Source organism: Rhodococcus sp. 5A-K4 (assembly GCF_046097995.1).
Classification (GTDB): domain Bacteria; phylum Actinomycetota; class Actinomycetes; order Mycobacteriales; family Mycobacteriaceae; genus Rhodococcus_F; species Rhodococcus_F erythropolis.
In genome coordinates this window covers 240,747-260,102 of sequence record NZ_JBJURM010000007.1, presented here as the reverse complement: position 1 = coordinate 260,102, position 19,356 = coordinate 240,747, and the positions used below count along the sequence as shown (strand labels likewise).

Genomic DNA, 19,356 nt, shown 5'->3' with positions numbered 1-19,356 from the left:
GGTATGGGAGTTCTGGGTATCGGCTTCGACCTCGTGACGGTGTCGGAGTTCGCCGAGCAATTGAACAGGCCGGGAACGGCAATGCTCGACAACTTCACACCGGGCGAGCGTCGAGACGCTGCTACCCGGAGCTCCGAACCGGCACGACATTTCGCCGCCCGGTGGGCAGCGAAGGAAGCAGTGATCAAGGCATGGTCAACTGCTCTCTTCGCCAGCCCACCGGTGCTGGGGGAGATGATCCACCATCAGATCGAAGTCGTCTCGGACGCCTGGGGTCGCCCGGGCATACGGCTTCGCGGTGACGTGGCCAAACACCTCACCGGAGTGAAGATTCATATCTCGCTCACCCACGACGGGGACATGGCGGGCGCTTTCGCGGTCATCGAATCCGACCCGGAGTAGCACTGCCGGACACGAAAGAGCCGGTCTCCCAAGGGGAGACCGGCTCTTTGTCGTTCGACTAGTCCTTCGTGCGGGATTCCTTCTCGGCGACGAGGAGATACGCGATCATCAACCTTTTCAGTTCGGCGACGGCGTCGGCATGCGACTGACCGTCCTGAACCGAGAAATTGAGCATCGAATACACCACGTGGACAAGAACTTCCGCCATCATCAGGCGACGATCTCGCCGCGTACGCGGCGTCAACGGACCGAGCATTTTCGCTACGGTCTCGGCGAACTGCTTTTCGTGAATGACTCCGGTGGCCCGCGTGGACGGCGTCGACTGCATCGCCAGCCAGACCTCGCGGCGCGACGGATCGGACGTCCACAGTCCGGCCATGTGATCGACGAAACTGTTCAGGAACCGCAACCAGTCGAGTGACGGTACTTCGCCGCCGAACTGCGCAAGCTCGTGCTGGACTCCGACGAGGTCCTGACGGTTCAATTCGCACACGATGACGTACTTGTTCGCGAAGAATTGGTAGAGCGTCCCGATCGGGACGTCAGCACGTGCCGCGACCTCTTCGCAGGTGAACGATTCGAAACCGACATCGGTGAGGAGTTCCCGTGACGCTGCCAGGAGTGCGTCGAATTTACGCTGGCTGCGCTCTTGCGTCGGACGCTTGCGCGGCAGCAGTTCCTGCGGTTCTTCGAGGCTCTGAGGATTCTCCAGTGCTGGGTCGACTCGTCGCCGCGCGCGGTTACGAGTCGTGGGCTGCACGTCTTCCAGGCTATCGGTGTTTTCTGTCGAATTTGGGACTTGTGCATTATCCGGTGTCATCGGCCACCTACTTCGGCGGTCGTGATCGGTCGAAACGCACCGCGCAGGTGCGCGCACACGAGTCCCGATGCTGTTGCCACACCTCGATACTAGGTGACCACCTGTCCAGTAGCTGAAGAGGTTGCTGCGCGGTGTGGCGCAACGGCGATCCTGCCGACTCCCTACGCCCGATTCGGGCACACTGAGATTCTTCGGGCACACCGAGGTTCGATGCCGAGGAGAGGGAGACGATGACGGAAGAACTGCGAACCGCGGTACGTGAACTCATGCCGCGTGCCCATGAGGATCTGAGTGCACTTGTGGCGATGAAGTCGGTCGCAGATGCACGGCAGTACCCGCCGGAAGAATGCGCGGCCGCGGCACATTGGGTCCTGGAGGCATTCCGCGATCAGGGTTTCGCCGATATCGAGGCGATCGAGACCTCCGACGGCTCGGCCGCCGTCGTCGGTCGTCGACCAGGTCCAGGCGGTGCTCCGACGGTTCTGCTGTACTGCCACTACGACGTTCAGCCGCCCGGAAACGAAGAGCTCTGGGGCTCGCCGCCTTTCACGCTCACCGAGCGGGGTGGACGGTGGTACGGACGCGGCGCTTCCGACTGCAAGGGCAACGTCGTCATGCATCTGACAGCTCTGCGAGCGCTCGCCGCAGCAGGTGTGGATCCGAGCGCACATCTGACGATCGTCGCCGAAGGATCAGAGGAGATGGGCACTGGCGGTCTCGAGGATCTGGTGCGAGAGCGGCCCGAACTTTTTGCGGCCGACATGATCCTGATCGCCGATACCGGCAACACCGAGGTCGGGGAGCCGACGATCACGACATCACTGCGCGGGATCGCCAACGTGGTGGTCCACGTGTCGACGCTCGAGGGTGAGATTCACTCCGGTGTCTTCGGTGGACCGGCACCCGATGCGATCACCGCGCTGGTGCACATTCTCTCGACGCTGCACGACGGCGCCGGAAACACCACTGTCGAAGGCTTGATCAACGACCAGGAGTGGGAGGGAGTCAGTTACGACGGCGATCAGTTCCGCTCCGACGCCGGGGTACTCGAAGGGGTACAGCTGACTGGTTCCGGTTCGGTCGCCGAGCAGGTGTGGGCTCGTCCGGCGCTGACCATCCTGGGTATCGACTGCCCGCCGGTCGTGGGTTCTGCGGCGGCAATCACGCCCCGTGCATCCGCACGCCTGAATCTTCGTGTCCCGCCTGGCACGGATCCGGCGCAGGCACAGAAGTTGTTGACTGACCACCTCCGCGCAGCGGCGCCGTGGGGCGTCCACATCGAGGTTGTACCGGAATCGACGGGATCACCGTTCTCGTCCTCGACGGAAGGAACGGGATTCGCGCAGCTGAAGTCTGCGCTGACCGATGCCTACGGCCGCGAAGTGGGGTTTGCCGGCCAAGGGGGATCGATTCCGCTGTGCAGTGCGTTGGCCGAGCAGTTCCCCGACGCGGAGATCGCGTTGATCGGCGTCGAGGAACCGCAGTGCCGCATTCATGCACCTGACGAAAGCGTCGACCCGTCGGAGATCGAGAATCTCGCTTTCGCGGAGACGCTGTTCTTGAGCAGGTACGGGAGTTAGACCGACAGATCGCGTCGTAGCTTGGCGACGTGGCCGGTGGCCCGGACGTTGTACTGGGCCACCTCGATCTTGCCTTCCTCGTCGACGAGGAACGTCGAGCGGATGACGCCCTGGACCGTCTTGCCGTACATCTTCTTCTCACCGAATGCGCCCCAGGCTTCGAGCGTCGCCTTCTCGGGGTCGGAGAGCAGCGGGAAGGTCAGCTCTTCGGTATCGCGGAACTTCGCGAGTTTTGCTGGCTTGTCCGGCGAGATTCCGACGACCTCCAGCCCGGCACCGTTCAATTCGGCGAGGCTGTCGCGGAAGTCGCAGGCCTGCTTGGTGCACCCCGGGGTGCTGGCCGCGGGGTAGAAGTACACGATGACCTTGCGGCCGCGGTAATCGTGAAGCGAAACCTCGTTGCCGTCGGCGTCTGGGAGCGTGAAATCCGGCGCGACGTCGCCGGCGGACAATCTACTGTTCTCGGTCACGGGAATCGAGGTTAGTCGAGAAATTGCGCGGCAGGTGGGCGCGAGGGCATTCTGCTCCTCTACGGTAGAGCGAAGTGTCGGCGCGCTGCGTCCGCACAGCAGACCCGCACACAGAGCAGCAGAACACAGACAAGTTGGAGGACACGTGCCCAGGGACACCGAGAGCATCGAACGCGAGATCGAGAAGGCGCGTAACCAGCTCGCGAGCACACTCGACGAACTGACGGTCCGCACCAACCCGAAGCGGCTGGTCGAGAACACCAAGAAGACGGTGCTCGCCAAGCTCAACGAGCCGGCCGTGAAGTACGCGCTGATCGCAGTTGGTTCAGTGGTGGGACTACTCGTGGTCCGGAAGATCATTCGCTGACCCGAGTTTTCGAAGGCAGAACATGAAGAAGGCCCCCACCTGGTGAGGTGGGGGCCTTCTTGCAAGTGCGCCCACAGGGACTCGAACCCCGGACCCAGTGATTAAGAGTCACTTGCTCTACCAACTGAGCTATAGGCGCTCGCTCTTGCGAGACAGAACATTAGCCGACAGGCTCAGGAGTTTGCAAAACGCGTGTTCATCGTGGTGACGATGGTTACATCGCTTCCGAAATTCACGAGTGTGGCGGGCGTGAATCCGGCCAGCGGACGGTGCTTTCCAACTGCTGTGCGACGGCGAGAATCGCCGATTCGCCACCGCTGCGCGCAACCAGTTGGACGCTCAGGGGGAGTCCGTGTTCGGAGAAGCCGGCGGGTACTGCGGCCGCCGGGTTGCCGCAGACATTCCAGATAGAACAGTAGGCGGCGATCGGCAACGCCTTGCGGACTGCGGACAGAAGGCCGGTTCCTTCGAGTTGTCCGATCGGGCGTGGCAGCGCGGGCGTCGTCGGCATCAGGACCAGGTCGAAGGTGTCGAAGACCTGGTTGACCGTCGCTGCAATTCGCTGACCTTTGCGGTAGGCGAATTTGCCGACGCGCGCGGGTGCAGCTATCCGGCCGATCGAGGCGAGCGCTCGCGTGCGCTTCTCGAGAAGCGCTGGATGATCGACACGAAGCGCTTCGTCGCGGACACCGCCGAGTACCTGCGGGAGAAAAGCGGCAGTGGCGTCCGGGTACTCGGGATCGTGTTCTTCGACGTGATGTCCCAACGCGCTCAACATCTCTGCGATCGAGAGCACCGCGGCAACGATCTCCGCTGACGGGCGGACGCCCCGGACCGGACTCCGGGTGGACACCGCGATGCGAAGCGGCCCGGGTGCCGACACGGCCGCGTCGGCAAAGCTGGTTCGGAGCGTTTCGGCTGTGTAGTCGTCGGTCTCGGTGGTGCCGGTGATTGCGTCGTATACGAGCGCGCTGTCCTCGACCGAACGAGTGAGAGGCCCGAGTGTGCCGAGTGCGCGCCAGAGGTTTCGGTTCGGCGCGGTGCTCACCCGACCGCGTTGCGGCTTGAGTCCGAACAACCCGCAGAACGCCGAAGGCAATCGTATGGAACCGCCGCCGTCGCCGCCTATTGCCGCCGCGACCATTCCCGACGCGACGGCCGACGCAGATCCTCCGCTCGATCCGCCGGTGGATATGCCGGTGTCCCAAGGGTTTCTCGTGTATCCGTTTGCGGCAGTCTCGGTGAAGGGCCAGATGCCGAACTCGGGCATCGTCGTCTTGCCGACGATCACCGCACCCGCTTCGCGCAACCTGCGGACAACCTCTGAATCGGCCGATGCGATGCGCGTGGCTGCCGCACCGCCGTACGTCGTCGGCGTTCCGGCGACGTCGTTCTCGTCCTTGATTGCAATCGGGACTCCGTGCAGTGGGCCCAGGGTTTTGCCGTCGGCCTGACGTTGATCGAGCCGTGTCGCCTCGTCGAGTGCTTCGTCCGCGAGAACTCGTACAAATGCGTTTAGCGTCGAATCGAGGCGCTCGATACGGCGAAGTGTGGTCTCGGTGAGTTCGCGGGCGGACAAAGCTCCGGACCGGATCAGAGCTGCCTGACCTGCCACCCCGGCAAATGCCAGTTCGCCGCCGGGCGTGAATTCGCGCTCAGTCATCAGACCTCCAGGCCGTGGTTCCGGTAACTGTGAAGTCTATTCACCACGACCTGTCCACCAAGCCACAAAGAAAAATCCCCACCTTCCGAAGAAGGTGGGGACCTTTGCAAGTGCGCCCACAGGGACTCGAACCCCGGACCCAGTGATTAAGAGTCACTTGCTCTACCAACTGAGCTATAGGCGCTCGCTCTTGCGAGACAGAACATTAGCCGAATCGCCGGTTCGGGAGCAAATCGCCAGGTGGCGGCCTCGCTGCCGTAGTCCAATCGGAGGAAATCCGCTGAAAGCGGTAACAAAACGGACGGTTCGGAGCGATTGATACTTGAATGTTACTGACGGCGTGGCCCTTCATGACCGTTGGTAACGAGCGCGCCTGGCATCATTGGTGCAGCGCAGTCATACCGCAAGTCCCACTTGCCTTCCGGTAAGTGGGATTCGCATGTGATGCGGAAGTTAGTCGGAGAAATTGTGAAGCGGAGTCGAACGATGAGTCGTCAAAGGTGGGGTCTGTTCGTGCGCGGGGGGAACGGTCGAGTGTCGAAGAGTGCGGCGATGATCGCGGTGTCTCTCGGTGCGCTCGTTCTGGTCACCGCGTGCACGTCGGGTGGCAAGGACGTCAGCACCGAGGGATCGGCGCCGATCGATTCCAATCCGCTCACCGAACTCATCAAGCCGAAGCTCACCTCGACCGCCGCCGACGGCGCTGTCGGCTTCTCGCCGGGCGACCCGGTCAAGATCAACGTCGCTGACGGCGCCCTGTCCGACGTGACGATGGTCAATCAGGACGGCAAGGCAGTTGCCGGCGCGATTGCTGCCGACGGTGCGTCGTGGACGACCACCGAACCGCTCGGCTACAACCGCAAGTACAAAATCGAAGCCCGCGCATTCGGATTGGGCGGCGCCAGTACGACGGTCACGTCCTTCACCACCAGCGCACCCGGCAACGTCACCAAGCCGTATGTCTTGCCGAACGAGGGCGACGTGGTCGGCATCGGTCAGCCCATCGCGGTGCAGTTCGACGAGAACATCCCCGATCGCAAGGCTGCCGAAGCCGCGATCACCGTCACCACGACTCCGGCCGTCGAAGGTGCGTTCTACTGGGTCAACAATCGTGAGGTCCGTTGGCGTCCGGAGAACTACTGGGCACCCGGCACCAAAGTCGACGTGAGCGTCAACGTGTACGGGCGCAATCTCGGCAAGGGAGTCTTCGGGCAGGAAGACGCGAAGAGTTCCTTCACCATCGGTGATGCCGTCATCGCCACGGCGGACGACAACACCAAGCAGGTCACTTTCCAGGTCAACGGTGAGACCGTCATGACCATGCCCACCTCCATGGGCAAGGACAGCACTCCCACCGACAACGGCGTCTACATCATCGGTGACCGCTTCGCGAACATGATCATGGACTCGTCCACGTACGGCGTCCCGGTCACCTCGGCGCAGGGTTACAAGACCCCCGTCGACTGGGCGACCCGAATGTCCTACAGCGGCATCTTCTTCCACTCGGCGCCGTGGTCGGTCGGGCAGCAGGGGTACTCCAACACCAGTCACGGCTGCCTCAACCTGAGCCCGTCCAACGCCAAGTGGGTCTACGACAACACCAAGCGTGGGGACATCGTCGTCGTCAAGAACACCGTCGGCGGAACGCTCTCCGGCACCGACGGCCTCGGTGACTGGAACATCCCCTGGAGCGTCTGGAAGACCGGCAACGCGGACGTCTGAGTGCGTCCCTGAAGCACTGAACGTCAGAATGCCCCCGACCGTCCGGTTGGGGGCATTTCTGCATCTGTATTCCTTTTGTGAGCGAAAGTGCCTCTCGGTCTATCTGAGGCGACGGGAGGTACGTTCGCTCGGCGTCAGCGTCGACCGAAGGCGTCCACTCCGGTCATTTCAGCGGACAGTGCCCACAATCTGCGTGCGTCGTCGCGATCGGTAGCCCAAGGCTTCACGCCGCCGACGCTCACGTCATCAGTCTGCGCGACGTCCGCGATGTTGCAGTCCTGGAGGTACGCGCCGGAGTGATCGGCGAGTATCGGTGCCGTCGCTGCCCACACCGTTGTAGCGGCGCCCTGGTAGGGAGTCTTGAATCCCGGCACGGCGTCGCCATTCGACGTCGTCCATCCGAGATCGTGTTTCTCCGATGCAGAGAAGTGACGTTGAAGGGGAGTGAGGATGCTCCCGGGATGGACGGAGAACGCAGTGATACCGCGTGAAGCACCGGCGCTCGCCAGCTGTACAGCGAATAGAGCATTTGCAGTCTTGGCTTGACCGTACGCAAGCCAGCGGTCGTAACCGTTGCGGAAATGTATGTCATCCCAACGCACTCCCGACAGAAAATGTCCCGCCGACGAGACAGCGACTACGCGAGAACCGTTTGCGGGCATGGCTGGCACAAGCAGGTTCACCAGTACAAAGTGCCCGAGGTGATTGATCGCGAATTGTGATTCCCATCCGGAGCCGACACGGAGTTCCGGGCAGGCCATGACCCCCGCACTGCAGATGATGATGTCCGGGGTGATCCGGGATTCGAGAATTTCTCGCGCACACGATCCGACACTGCTCGGGTCCGACAGGTCGCACGCTCGCACTTCGATACCCGGAAGGTCGGCCACCGCGCTCCGTGCCTGTTCTGGTCGGCGGGCAAGAACTACAACTCGCGCGCCGACCGAAGAAAGTGACCGCGAAATCTCGTATCCGAGTCCGGAGTACCCGCCAGTGACCAAAGCAGTTGTGCCGGTTAAATCTTGTCCGGCAAGTACGTCGTCGGCAGTGGAGATTCGGGAGAATCCGGTGTTGATTTTGCGCTGAATGGAATTCATGGCCGCGACCGTAAAATCTGGAGTGCACTCCAGGTCAAGGAAAGGTAGACGGGCAATGCGTGAACTATCAATCGGTGACGTAGCTGTCGAGACCGGAATCAGTATCGATTCCCTTCGATACTTCGAACGTGAGGAATTGCTCGTTCACGAGGTTGCGCGCTCGGCAGGTGGGCGTCGGGTCTACGCCGAAAACGATGTCGCTTGGTTGAAGCTGTGCAATCGATTCCGAGACTCGGGTATGCCGATCGCAACGATCCGCGAATTCGCCGCACTCGTCAGGTCAGGGCCGGGAAACGAGAAGGAACGGCTTTCACTTCTACAAAAGCATGAGGTGTTGATTCGATCCAGGATCTCTGCGCTGCAGGACAACCTGACCGTCATCCACGACAAGGTTTCGGCATACGAGCGACACGTTCGCGAGGGGACCGTCGCAGGTGTCTGGGAGCCGCAACCGTCGCCCGAGTGATCGACGGCTGGGCCATGTGCGGCGATTTCCAGCTACCCCCATGTGAGCGAAAGTGGCTTTCGGTCTATCTGAGGCGACGAGAGGTACGTTCGCTCGGCCCAGGCACGGGTTTCTCGGGAGCGGGCGATTTGTCGCGGTCGCCACCCCACCCGGCGGTGGAAGGGGGGATTGGGGCCGGCGCACAAACCAAAAGAACCCCCGAAAATGTCTTTCGACATCTTCGGGGGTTCCGCTTGGGTGAGCGACGGGACTCGAACCCGCGACAGCCAGGATCACAACCTGGTGCTCTACCAACTGAACTACGCCCACCATTGCCTCGGCCACCGGTTTGACCCGGCTGCTTTGACGAAAGAGATACTAGCGCGAAAGTCGGTCAGGAAGCCAATCGGCAGGTCAGGCGGGACCCAAGCCCTCTACGACGGCTGCGATCTCCGCGCTCGACGGTCCGGGCGCCGCGACGAATGCGGTGCCGCGGTAGTACTTGAGTTCGCGGATGGATTCCTTGATGTCGGCGAGTGCCCGGTGGGCGAGACCTTTTTCGGGCTGGCCGAAGTAGATTCGCGGGTACCAGCGGCGGGAGAGTTCCTTGATGGAGCTGACATCGATCATCCGGTAGTGCAGGTATGTGTCCAGCGCCGTCATGTCACGCGAGATGAATCCGCGGTCGGTGGCGATGGAATTACCTGCCAGGGGAGCCGTACCGGCGACGGGAACGTGCTTGCGGATGTACGCGAGCACCTCTTTCTCCGCCTCGGCGAGGGTGACCGTCGACTTACGAACCTCTTCGGTCAGTCCCGACTTCGCGTGCATCTTCTTCACGACGTCGGGCATTGCAGCCAATGCGTCGTCGTCGGCGTGGATGACGATGTCCACACCTTCGCCCAAGATGTTCAAGTCGCTGTCGGTCACCAGAGCCGCAATCTCGATGAGTTTGTCCGACTCGAGTCGCAGCCCGGTCATTTCACAATCGATCCATACCAATTTGTCCTGCACCAGGAACACAGTAGTGCGCGCGGGCGCGGGATAAGGTCTGCGGTGGAAACTCGACGTGTGTAAGACGGCGTTCGGGTGATGACAAGAACTTCGCCGCATTGCAACGAGGAGGGCTTTTCGATGACCGTGGATCCGAAGGACGGAGCCGCGCCGCTGACGCCGGCGGAGAAGGCGAAAGCTGCCAAGGCTGCCGCTGCCGAAGCCGCTCGGATTGCAGCTGAAGCCGCGGCAGCAGCTGAGGAAGCCGAGAAGGAAGCGGCTGCCGCTGAAGCCGAAGCATCGGCCGGAGCCACCCCCGCAGCTCAGGCGCCGTCGGGTGCTGCAGCTGAAATCGCGGCCGGCTATTCATCCGAGGGGCGGGCACTCGAGCTCGGCTCGGTGGTGATCGACGGAGTGGCAGATCCCACCGCGCGGGTGCGGATTCCATTGGCGACGATCAACCGTCACGGTCTGATTGCCGGTGCGACGGGTACCGGCAAGACCAAGACGTTGCAGGGCATCGCCGAGCAGCTGTCCGCCGCGGGTGTGCCGGTAGTGATGGCCGACGTCAAGGGCGACCTCTCGGGTCTGTCGAAGGCGGGGGATCCGAGCGAGAAGATGAAGGCTCGCGCAGTCGAGACGGGCGACGATTCGTGGACTCCCGCTGGGATGCCAGTCGAGTTCTTGTCGTTGGGTACTGACGGAATCGGTATCCCGGTGCGCGCGACCATCACCAGTTTCGGGCCGATCCTGCTCAGCAAAGTGTTGGGCCTCAACGAGACCCAGGAATCGACTCTCGGACTGATCTTCCACTGGGCCGACACTCAGGGCCTGGCCCTGCTGGACCTCAAGGATCTGCGTTCGGTCATCGCCCACCTGACGAGCGCTGAGGGCAAAGCGGATCTGAAGGGTATCGGCGGAGTTTCCTCCGCGACGGCGGGGGTGATTCTGCGCGCGTTGGTCAACCTCGAAGCCGACGGCGGTGACACCTTCTTCGGCGAACCGGAACTCGAAACCGAGGACCTGCTGCGTGTCGTCGGCGGTGCCGGTGTGATCACGTTGTTCGAACTCGGTGCCCAGGCCGCGCGTCCGGCAATGTTCTCCACCTTCCTGATGTGGGTGCTCGCGGACCTGTTCCAGACGCTGCCCGAAGAGGGAGATCTGGACAAGCCGAAGCTGGTGTTCATCTTCGACGAGGCGCACCTTCTGTTCGCGGACGCGTCGAAGGCCTTCCTGCAGCAGGTCGAACAGACGGTCAAGCTGATTCGCTCCAAAGGTGTCGGCGTGTTCTTCTGCACGCAGCTTCCGACCGACATTCCCAATTCGGTGCTGTCACAGTTGGGCGCGCGCGTCCAGCACGCCCTACGCGCATTCACGCCCGACGATCAGAAGGCGCTCAACAAGACCGTTCGTACCTACCCGAAGACCGAGCACTACGACCTGGAAAAGGCACTGACTTCACTCGGCATCGGTGAAGCCATCGTGACCGTGCTCTCGGAAAAGGGTGCGCCGACGCCGGTGGCCTGGACCAAGATTCGTCCTCCGAGGTCGCTGATGGACACCATCGGCAACGACGCGATCAAGGCGGCAGCGTCGTCGAGTCCGCTGAATCAGAAGTACGGCCAGACCATCGACCGCGAGTCGGCGTACGAAAAGTTGACGGCCAAGGTGGCCGGTGCTCCGACGGCGGATCAGTCCTTGGATCTTCCGTCGCTGCCCGATCTGCCGCCACCGCCGCCGGCCGAACCTGAGGGCCCCAACATCGCCGAGCAGATCTTGGGTAACTCGGCCGTGAAGAGCTTCCTGCGTTCGGCGGCTTCGGCTGCAGGGCGGGAGATTTCGCGAAACATCTTCGGTACCGGTAGCCGTCGCAAGCGCTGAGGCTTAGGCGCCCGCGAGGTCAGATGCCGACCTCGCGGGCTAATAGGTCGTTGATCGATTCACGCCTGATCAATGGCCGCGCAATCCCGCCCAGCACAGCGACGACCGGTGGCCGGCCGACGCTGTTGTAAGTGGAGGCCATGCTGTGGTGGTATGCGCCCGTACACGGCACTGCCAACAGGTCACCTTCATGTAGGTCGGCGGGAAGCCTTGCTCCGACGGCGATTTCGTCGCCCGATTCGCAGTGCCGCCCGGCGACGGTGACTTCCTGGAGCGGTGCGCTCGAATGCCGGTTCACCAATTCGACGTCGTAGTGGCTGTCGTACAACGACACCCGAGGGTTGTCGCTCATCCCACCGTCGACGGAAACGAAGGTTCGACCGCCGCTGATCGACTTGATGTTCTGTACGCGATAGAGCGTGATTCCGGCGCGCGCGGCGATCGCTCGGCCAGGCTCGAGCACGATTTCGGGGCGAGGGAAGCGGTTTCGGGTGCACGCGTCGTCGAGAGTTTCGTCGATGACGTGAGCGAGGCGGGTCAGATCCAGTTGGGCGTCTCCCGGCATGTATGCGATCCCATGGCCACCGCCGAGATCGAGTTCGGTGAGGATGATTCGATGCGTGCGTCGTATGTCGTCCATCTGTGCGATCATCGTCTCGATCGCGGGGCGGAAGAGTTCGGGATCGGTGATCTGGGAGCCGAGATGGCAATGCAGGCCGATGAGTTGCAGGTGCGCCGCGTTGGCGACGACGGATACCGTACGTTCCAGTTCTTCGGAAAACGCTGGTAGGCCGAACTTTTGGTCCAAGATGCCTGTGGACACTGCCTTGTGTCCGTGTATGTCGATGCCGGGTGTGACTCTGATCAACACCTTCTGTCGGTGGGTACACACCGACGCGAGCCGTACCGCTTCGCTGGGGGAGTCGAGGACGATCCGGCCGACACCCGCGTTGACCGCCGCCCTCAGTTCGGAAACCGATTTGGCATTGCCGTGCAGGATGATTCGGTGGGGGTCCACGCCCGCGGCAAGCGCGACGGCGAGTTCACCGGCGGAACAGACATCCACCCCGAGTCCCTCGTCGGAGACCCAGGTAGCCATCGCTCGAATCATCAGTGCCTTGCCGGCGTACACGATCTCCGAGTCGGGGAAGATCTCTCGATACGTGCGGCAGCGGTGCCGCACGTCCGCCTCGTCGACGACGTACGTCGGTGTGCCGTACTGGTCCGCGATCTCTTCGAGGGAGACGTCGCCGATGCAGACACGCCCGCTGTGGTCGTGGCGAGTGCTGATGGGCCACAACGCAGGATCCATACGTGGTGTCATTGCGCCGCGTAGGGAGGGGAAGATTTCGAGTAGCGTCACGTCGATCTCCTGAAGGTGACCCGCCGTGTTGCGGGTTACCTTCAGATCTACTCCCGAAGATCAGCGGTGGGGCGGTTCTTGACGCTTACTTGACGCGCCGCCGAACGAGGTTGACGCGGCCCTGACGGGGCTCGAATCACTGTGCCTGTCGAATCACTGTGCTCGCCGGCGCTTCCATCCGAACCAACCGAGCACCGCGAGCAATGCCACCGCGGCGCCTCCGCCGATGACCGCCGATCTGTCGGCGGACACACCAACGGACGGAGTTCCGCCGGCACTCGGGGCGTAACCGGCGCCGTACACGGACTCGACCGCCGCTTGGATGTCGAACCCGGTTTCGGTAGCCGGCCCGCAGCTGTGCCCCTCGTGCTCGGCGTCGACGTCGTACGGCGCAGAAACGAACATCAGCTGCTCGGTGCCGAGCACGTATCTTGTGCCACAACCGTTCCCGTTCGCGAGTGTCCCCACCGACGTCACCGATGCCAGATCGCCTTTGTAGACCCGGCTGACGTCGAACAGGTAGGTGTCCTCGAACCCGTCCGAAGTTTTCTCCGTCGGAGTCCCGAGGAAAACGGTGCTGGAGACGCTCACGGCTTCTTCCGGGGTAGCCGATGATGCGCACGAACATGCATTCGCTGCCGTGGGCAGCAGTAAGGGCAACCCTCCGGTCAAAAGAAGGATTGCCCCGACTGCCAGTGTTCTTCGCATCGCCATTAACCGACTATATGGTCTGCTATGGCCTGCTCTGAGAAGTTTGCGTGAATCAGCCGCCGAGCTTCTTGTAGAACGTGCCCACGATGGGCGCAACGACGGCACGCGGGCTGTAGCCGCCCGCGACGGACATCGCCTTGCTCAAGATGCCCGGTACGACGCGCATCTTGTTCTCGGCCAGGCCGTCGAGCGAGACCTTGGCGGTGTACTCGCTCGAGATCCAGAAGAAGTCCGGGACGAGCTTGTCGACGATCGACGCTTCGGCCGGGTCCGGGGTTTCGGTGCGTACTGGGCCTGGGGCGAGCAGGGTGACGTTCACTCCGGTGCCCTTGAGTTCACCTCGCAACGATTCCGCGAAGGTGTTCACGAACGCCTTCGTGGCGGCGTACGTCGCGTTGTTGGGGATCGGCATGTTTCCGGCCGCGGACCCGACCATCAGGATGGCTCCGGACTTGCGTGCGAGCATGCCGGGCAGCACGGCCAGCGTGAGATCGTGCACTGCAACGGCGTTGAGCTCGACCTGGTCGCGCTCGTATGCCGGGTCCAGCTCGGCGATCGGCCCGAAGGTGGCGATACCGGCGTTGTTGCACAGGATGCTGATGTCGCGGCCACCGAGTTCCTCGACCAGAACGGCACGCGCCGCGCTGTCGGAGAGGTCCGATGCACGGACCTCCACCTCGACGCCGTGCGCGGCGCGAAGCTTCTCGGCGAGGACCTCCATGACCTCGCCACGACGGGCAACGAGGATCAGGGAATGTCCGCGTGATGCCAGATCAGCGGCCAGTGCCTCTCCGATGCCGGAGGAGGCGCCGGTCACTACGGCGCGGGCTGTGGTTGTGGGTGTCGGCAGGCTCACGATCAGTCAGCGTAGCCGGTCAGATCTTCGCGGCCAGTCGTGTGCCCTGTTCGATGGCACGCTTGGCGTCGAGTTCTCCTGCCACGTCGGCGCCGCCGATGATGTGGGTCACCACGCCCGCGACGGTCAGTTCGTCCACGAGATCGCGAACCGACTCCTGCCCGGCGCAGATGACGATGGTGTCGACCTCGAGAAGTCGGGGCTTCTCGTGCTTCTCACCGAAGGTGATGTGCAGGCCGGCGTCGTCGATGCGCTCGTAGTTGACGCCCGAGAGCTCGTGGACGCCCTTGTTCTTGAGGGCCGCCCGATGGACCCAGCCGGTGGTCTTCGCGAGGCCGGCGCCGATGCGTCCTGGCTTGCGTTGGAGGAGGTAGACCTCCCGCTCGGAGAGCTCCGGTACCGGAGTGGTTAGAGCGCCCGGGGCCATTTCGGGTTCGGTGACGCCCCATTCCTGCTTCCACTCCTTGAGATGAAGAGTGGGGGAAGTGGGGTGCGTGAGGAATTCGCTCACGTCGACGCCGATGCCGCCGGCGCCGATGACGGCGACGGACTTGCCGACGGGCTTGCCCTCTCGGACGACCTCGGCGTAGGTCAGCACCTTCGAGTTCTCGATGCCGGGGATCTTGGGAACGCGCGGTGTCACGCCGGTGGCAACCACCACTTCGTCGAAGGATCCGATGAGATCTGCCGGTGCGACGCGGGTTTCGAGCTTGACCGTCACTCCGGCCACGTCCAGCATGCGGGTGTAGTAGCGAATGGTTTCGGCGAACTCTTCCTTACCCGGAATGAGCTGTGCGATCCCGAACTGTCCGCCGATCTTGTCCGAAGCCTCGAACAACGTGACCGAATGACCACGCTGAGCAAGATTGAGTGCTGCGGAAAGTCCGGCAGGACCGGCACCGACGACGGCGAGGTTCTTGGTCCGCCGAGTGGGGGAGAGGATCAGTGTGGTTTCGCGGCCCGCGCGCGGGTTGAGCAGGCAGGAGACCTGCTTGTGAACGAAGGCGTGGTCGAGGCAGGCCTGGTTGCAGGCAATGCACGTGTTGATCTCGTCGGACGCTCCACGTTCTGCTTTGTTCACCCAGTCGGGATCGGCGAGCATCGGCCTGGCCATCGAAATCAATTGTGCGTCACCGCGGTTGAGGATCTCTTCGGCAGTCTCGGGCATGTTGATCCGATTCGAGGCGGCTACCGGAATGTCGACGTGCTTCTCGAGTTTGCCGGTGATGTCGACAAAGGCTGCTCGGGGAACCGAGGTGACGATGGTGGGCACCCGTGACTCGTGCCACCCGATGTCGGTGTTGATGATCGTGGCGCCGGCGGCTTCGACTTCCTTTGCCAGTGAGACGATTTCATCCCAGGTCTGACCGCCCTCGACCAGATCTGCCATCGACAGCCGGAACACGATGATGAAGTTCGGGCCGACAGCCTTGCGTGTGCGTCGCACGATTTCGACTGCCATGCGTCGACGGTTCTCGGAACTGCCGCCCCACTGGTCGGTGCGCTTGTTCGTGCGCTCGCAGAGGAACTGGTTGATGAAGTAGCCCTCACCGCCCATGATTTCGACGCCGTCGTAACCCGCGGACTTGGCCAGGCGCGCGCAGCGAACGTAGTTGCGGATCTGCCAACGCACCCCACGGCCGGTCAGCTTGCGCGGACGGAACGGGTTGATGGGCGCCTTGATCGACGACGCGGAGACACTGAAAGGCTGGTAGCTGTAGCGGCCGGCGTGCAGGATCTGCATGGCGATCTTTCCGCCCGCGTCGTGAACCGCCTTGGTGATCCGGCGGTGACGGCGCGCTTCGATGCGGTTGGTCAGCTTGGCACCGAAGGGCAAGAGCCAACCGGTGCGGTTGGGCGCGTAGCCGCCGGTGATGATCAAGCCGACACCGCCACGAGCACGTTCGGCGAAGTACTCGGCCAAGCGGTCGGTGTCCTTCGCGCGATCTTCGAGGCCGGTGTGGATCGATCCCATGACGACGCGGTTCTTCAGCGTCGTGAATCCGAGGTCGAGCGGTTCGAGCAGGCGGGGGAACTGTGTATCCGTCATGACTGAAGATGTCCTTCCGTGGCGTACTCGCCGGTGTCTTCGATGGCGTACTCGCCAGTGTCTTCGATGGCGTACTCGCCAGTGGGCAATGCGTCCAGAACTTCCTGGCACCAGTCGGTGAATCCTTCTTCGACGCGGATACCGCCGCGAAGTACCAGGTACTGGTGCAGTGAAGAGCCGGAAAGTGCTGCTGGATTGGGGAAGTCACGCTTTTCGATGAGTCGGTAGACGTCGAGGCGGGCGGCGTGGCCGTCGCGGTGGCGAGCGACTTCGCGTCGTAGAGCGGGGAGATCGGCGTGCGCTGCGGCCCTGATCTTGATGGCCAACTCGTTGCGCAGGTGGTTCGGTTCGGACGGCTCGGCGATCCATCGGGTCAGTTCGGCGCGACCCGCGTCGCTGACGCGGTACATCTTCTTGTCCGGGCGGCCGTCCTGCGCGATGGCCTCCACCTCCACCCAGCCTGCCTCGTCCATTCGCTTGAGGACTCGGTAGATCTGCTGGTGCGTCGCGCTGTGGAAGAAGCCGATCGACTTGTCGAACCGGCGTGTGAGGTCGTATCCCGACGCATCCTGTTCGGACAGGGAGACGAGCAACGCATGTTCGAGTGCCATGGAAAAAGTATCTATGCACTCAGGTGCGTATGCAACTAAGTGCGTACTAACTTTGTTGCATAGAACGTCTTGTATGTCGACTTCGGAGAGGCGCCGAGTCGCCCGCGCGCAGTTAGGCTTCGCCGTATGAGCGCCGAGTCCACGAGCATGCAGGCCGAGCCACCCGCAGGCATCGGTGGTGCGGCCACGAAGAGTCAAGTGTTCGCGTGGGGGCTGTGGGATTGGGGATCGGCAGCATTCAACGCCGTGATCCTCACGTTCGTCTTCTCGGTCTATCTCACCGACGCGGTCGGCGACGACCTGCCCGGCACGATTTCGGCAACTACGTGGCTCAGTTGGGCTCTCGGAATCGCCGGCTTCTTCATCGCGATACTCGCCCCGATCACCGGACAGCGTTTCGATGCGTCGGGTAAACGCAAACTCTCACTCGCGATACTCACCGGCATCACCGTGCTCTCGATGGCGGGTCTCTATTTCGTCGAGGACAACTACCGCTACCTGTGGCTCGGATTGGTTCTGCTCGCAATCGGTTCGGTGATTTTCGAACTGGCCGGCGTGCCGTACAACGCCATGATGCGGCAGGTGTCGACACCGGAGAATCTGGGACGAGTCTCCGGCTTCGGCTGGGCCATGGGATATTTCGGCGGAATCGTGCTGCTGTTGCTGTGTTACTTCGGGTTCATCGTCGGCGACGGCGACACTCGGGGATTCCTGGGATTGACCACCGACGGCGGCATGAACATCCGGATGGTGGCACTGCTGGCTGCAGTGTGGTTCGCGGTCTTCGCGATTCCGGTGTTCTTCAAGGTTCCCGAGTTGCCCAGCCCCGCGGTCGATCCGGGAGCGTCCAAGGCCGGGTTCCTCGACTCCTATCGGGTGTTGTGGCGCGATCTGCGCGAACTCTGGAACGTCGACAGGCGCACGATCTGGTACCTGATCGCGAGCGCACTCTTTCGTGACGGTCTGGCGGGTGTGTTCACCTTCGGAGCCGTGTTGGCTGTCAACGTCTACGGAATCAGTGCGGCCGACGTCCTGCTGTTCGGTGTTGCCGCCAACGTGATTTCCGCAATCGGTGCATTGGTGGCCGGACGCTTCGACGATCGGATCGGACCCAAACAGGTCATCACCGTCTCGCTGGCGTCGATGATCGTGGTCGGCGCGATATTGATCGCGGTGTCCGGGCCGGTGATGTTCTGGATCTTCGGTCTCGCGCTCTGCCTGTTCGTCGGGCCCGCTCAGTCTTCGGCACGAACCTTCTTGGCACGCATCACCCCGCCTGGGCGTGAAGGTCAGATGTTCGGCCTGTATGCGACCACAGGCCGAGCAGTGTCGTTCTTGGCGCCGACACTGTTCGGCCTGTTCGCTTGGCTCTTCGGTGCAGACCGTGCCGGCATCATCGGGCTGCTGGTGGTTCTCGGCGTCGGCCTTGCCGCATTGTCGATGGTGAAGGCGCCGGAAGGGGACAGTGCGATCCCCGTCAATCCTTGAAGTAGACCAACTGGTGTGTCGTAGCGAGCAATGCGCCGTCACTGCCCCAAATTTCGGCCGACTGATCGAAGTATCCGTTTCCGAACCGTTGGGTCCGCGCCGTTCCCAGGACGGAATTGTCTGCCTGTTCGGTCAGCGTCTGAGCGTCGGCGTGGAAGTAGATGGTCATCGAGACCGTTCCGGCCGGAGCCATCTTGCCTCGGCGCAAGAAGACTCGTGGGAAGAAGACATCGCACAGTGCGGTCAGCGACGTGAAGTCGAGAGCGCGTGCCGGTTGATCGCGCACCCAGAGCGTCGTGGTCGAGTCGGGGTGCTCGCCCGACTCCAGATCGGGGATCGCACCTTCGACAAAGCGCATCTCGTAGTTCTGTGCCCAGGCGATGAACTCGGGGAACGGCAGCAGCGCAACGTTTTCGGCCGACGGAACTTCCGGCATCGTGATCTCGGTAGACGACCAGGTTTCACGCCTGGTACCGAACACTGCCGTCGCGGTAGTGGCGACGGTTCCGTCCTGAGACAGTTCGATGGACCAGTGCTGCGTCGAGCGGTTGGTACGCACCGGCCGGGCGGAGATCTCGAAGGCGCCCTCGGTGATCGGACCGGCAAAGTTGACGGTCAACGACAGCGGATCGCCGAGGCGTTCGGGGTGCTTCAGTACAGATTCGAGCAACGTGGCAGCGGTGACGCCGCCGAACGGCCCGACCATGTTGTTGTATGCCGGATTGGTTTCGCCGGTCGACAAGCCGGCCGTGAGTGGCGTCAATCCGACAGCGGTGTCGAACGGATGGGGTGGTGCAACGGTCTCGGTCATCGCAGAACTCCTGGTGGTGGAATCAA

General features: G+C 62.6%; 18 protein-coding genes and 3 tRNA genes. 7 read left to right on the top strand and 14 right to left on the bottom strand.

The window, feature by feature from the left end; genetic code table 11:
* Positions 1-3: 3 nt before the first annotated feature.
* Positions 4-402: a holo-ACP synthase gene (locus tag ACKAMS_RS12530; RefSeq protein ID WP_408989094.1), complete on the top strand. Its 399-nt coding sequence runs from the start codon at positions 4-6 to the stop codon at positions 400-402.
* 58 nt (positions 403-460) lie between these two features.
* Here the strand turns inward: ACKAMS_RS12530 and ACKAMS_RS12525 are convergent, their stop codons facing one another.
* Positions 461-1,162 carry a TetR family transcriptional regulator gene (locus tag ACKAMS_RS12525; protein ID WP_019749142.1) on the bottom strand — a complete coding sequence of 234 codons (702 nt, stop codon included), beginning with the start codon at positions 1,160-1,162 and terminating at the stop codon, positions 461-463.
* A 290-nt stretch (positions 1,163-1,452) separates the two neighbouring features.
* Here ACKAMS_RS12525 and ACKAMS_RS12520 point away from each other — a divergent pair, with 290 nt between their 5' ends.
* Entirely contained in the window at positions 1,453-2,802 is a 1,350-nt protein-coding gene (locus tag ACKAMS_RS12520) for a dipeptidase (protein WP_408989093.1), read from the top strand.
* On the opposite strand, the gene bcp is transcribed toward ACKAMS_RS12520, so the two are convergent.
* Complete coding sequence (gene bcp, locus ACKAMS_RS12515) at positions 2,799-3,272, bottom strand: thioredoxin-dependent thiol peroxidase (RefSeq protein ID WP_019749140.1); 474 nt, start codon at positions 3,270-3,272, stop codon at positions 2,799-2,801. The two genes, ACKAMS_RS12520 and bcp, sit on opposite strands and share 4 nt — an antisense overlap.
* A gap of 145 nt (positions 3,273-3,417) precedes the next feature.
* Here bcp and ACKAMS_RS12510 point away from each other — a divergent pair, with 145 nt between their 5' ends.
* On the top strand, positions 3,418-3,639 hold the full coding sequence (locus tag ACKAMS_RS12510; protein ID WP_003945299.1) for a DUF3618 domain-containing protein: 222 nt from the start codon (positions 3,418-3,420) through the stop codon (positions 3,637-3,639).
* Between the two features lie 66 nt (positions 3,640-3,705).
* On the opposite strand, the gene ACKAMS_RS12505 is transcribed toward ACKAMS_RS12510, so the two are convergent.
* From ACKAMS_RS12505 to ACKAMS_RS12495, 3 genes are all read right to left on the bottom strand, one after another.
* A tRNA-Lys gene (locus ACKAMS_RS12505) sits at positions 3,706-3,778 on the bottom strand.
* Between the two features lie 93 nt (positions 3,779-3,871).
* Positions 3,872-5,302, bottom strand: a complete 1,431-nt coding sequence (locus ACKAMS_RS12500) for an amidase (protein WP_283309918.1) — start codon at positions 5,300-5,302, stop codon at positions 3,872-3,874.
* Between the two features lie 111 nt (positions 5,303-5,413).
* Positions 5,414-5,486: transfer RNA gene (locus ACKAMS_RS12495), tRNA-Lys, on the bottom strand.
* Between the two features lie 329 nt (positions 5,487-5,815).
* Here ACKAMS_RS12495 and ACKAMS_RS12490 point away from each other — a divergent pair.
* The gene (locus ACKAMS_RS12490) at positions 5,816-7,024 is read left to right on the top strand and encodes an Ig-like domain-containing protein (RefSeq protein WP_080945687.1); all 1,209 of its coding nucleotides are present in this window, start codon (positions 5,816-5,818) and stop codon (positions 7,022-7,024) included.
* Positions 7,025-7,158: 134 nt separating this feature from the next.
* Here the strand turns inward: ACKAMS_RS12490 and ACKAMS_RS12485 are convergent, their stop codons facing one another.
* Positions 7,159-8,121 carry an oxidoreductase gene (locus ACKAMS_RS12485; protein WP_408989092.1) on the bottom strand — a complete coding sequence of 321 codons (963 nt, stop codon included), beginning with the start codon at positions 8,119-8,121 and terminating at the stop codon, positions 7,159-7,161.
* A gap of 55 nt (positions 8,122-8,176) precedes the next feature.
* Between ACKAMS_RS12485 and ACKAMS_RS12480 the strand changes: the two genes are divergently transcribed.
* Entirely contained in the window at positions 8,177-8,587 is a 411-nt protein-coding gene (locus ACKAMS_RS12480; protein ID WP_019749137.1) for a MerR family transcriptional regulator, read from the top strand.
* A 236-nt stretch (positions 8,588-8,823) separates the two neighbouring features.
* Here the strand turns inward: ACKAMS_RS12480 and ACKAMS_RS12475 are convergent.
* Positions 8,824-8,896, bottom strand: a tRNA-His gene (locus tag ACKAMS_RS12475).
* A gap of 84 nt (positions 8,897-8,980) precedes the next feature.
* Positions 8,981-9,580 (bottom strand): oligoribonuclease, encoded by a 600-nt coding sequence (gene orn / locus ACKAMS_RS12470; RefSeq protein ID WP_024487359.1) that lies wholly within the window; start codon positions 9,578-9,580, stop codon positions 8,981-8,983.
* 120 nt (positions 9,581-9,700) lie between these two features.
* On the opposite strand from orn, the gene ACKAMS_RS12465 reads away from it, so the two are divergent.
* A complete protein-coding gene (locus ACKAMS_RS12465) occupies positions 9,701-11,440 on the top strand; it encodes a helicase HerA-like domain-containing protein (RefSeq protein ID WP_020970020.1) in 1,740 nt (579 codons plus the stop codon).
* Positions 11,441-11,459: 19 nt separating this feature from the next.
* Here ACKAMS_RS12465 and lysA read toward each other — a convergent pair whose 3' ends face one another.
* From lysA to ACKAMS_RS12440, 5 genes are all read right to left on the bottom strand, one after another.
* Positions 11,460-12,803 carry a diaminopimelate decarboxylase gene (lysA, locus tag ACKAMS_RS12460; protein ID WP_408989091.1) on the bottom strand — a complete coding sequence of 448 codons (1,344 nt, stop codon included), beginning with the start codon at positions 12,801-12,803 and terminating at the stop codon, positions 11,460-11,462.
* Positions 12,804-12,956: 153 nt separating this feature from the next.
* Positions 12,957-13,394 (bottom strand): hypothetical protein, encoded by a 438-nt coding sequence (locus ACKAMS_RS12455; protein WP_046378788.1) that lies wholly within the window; start codon positions 13,392-13,394, stop codon positions 12,957-12,959.
* A gap of 172 nt (positions 13,395-13,566) precedes the next feature.
* A complete protein-coding gene (gene cmrA / locus ACKAMS_RS12450) occupies positions 13,567-14,370 on the bottom strand; it encodes a mycolate reductase (protein WP_019749133.1) in 804 nt (267 codons plus the stop codon).
* A gap of 19 nt (positions 14,371-14,389) precedes the next feature.
* Positions 14,390-16,420 carry an NADPH-dependent 2,4-dienoyl-CoA reductase gene (locus ACKAMS_RS12445; protein ID WP_021333446.1) on the bottom strand — a complete coding sequence of 677 codons (2,031 nt, stop codon included), beginning with the start codon at positions 16,418-16,420 and terminating at the stop codon, positions 14,390-14,392.
* Entirely contained in the window at positions 16,417-17,031 is a 615-nt protein-coding gene (locus tag ACKAMS_RS12440; protein ID WP_019749131.1) for a PadR family transcriptional regulator, read from the bottom strand. Before ACKAMS_RS12440 ends, ACKAMS_RS12445 begins: the two co-directional genes overlap by 4 nt.
* A 126-nt stretch (positions 17,032-17,157) precedes the next feature.
* On the opposite strand from ACKAMS_RS12440, the gene ACKAMS_RS12435 reads away from it, so the two are divergent.
* Positions 17,158-18,519, top strand: coding sequence for an MFS transporter (locus ACKAMS_RS12435; RefSeq protein WP_046378786.1), 1,362 nt, complete (start codon positions 17,158-17,160; stop codon positions 18,517-18,519).
* Here the strand turns inward: ACKAMS_RS12435 and ACKAMS_RS12430 are convergent.
* Positions 18,509-19,330, bottom strand: coding sequence for an acyl-CoA thioesterase II (locus ACKAMS_RS12430; RefSeq protein WP_021333443.1), 822 nt, complete (start codon positions 19,328-19,330; stop codon positions 18,509-18,511). The genes ACKAMS_RS12435 and ACKAMS_RS12430 overlap by 11 nt on opposite strands.
* Between the last annotated feature and the right edge of the window lie 26 nt (positions 19,331-19,356).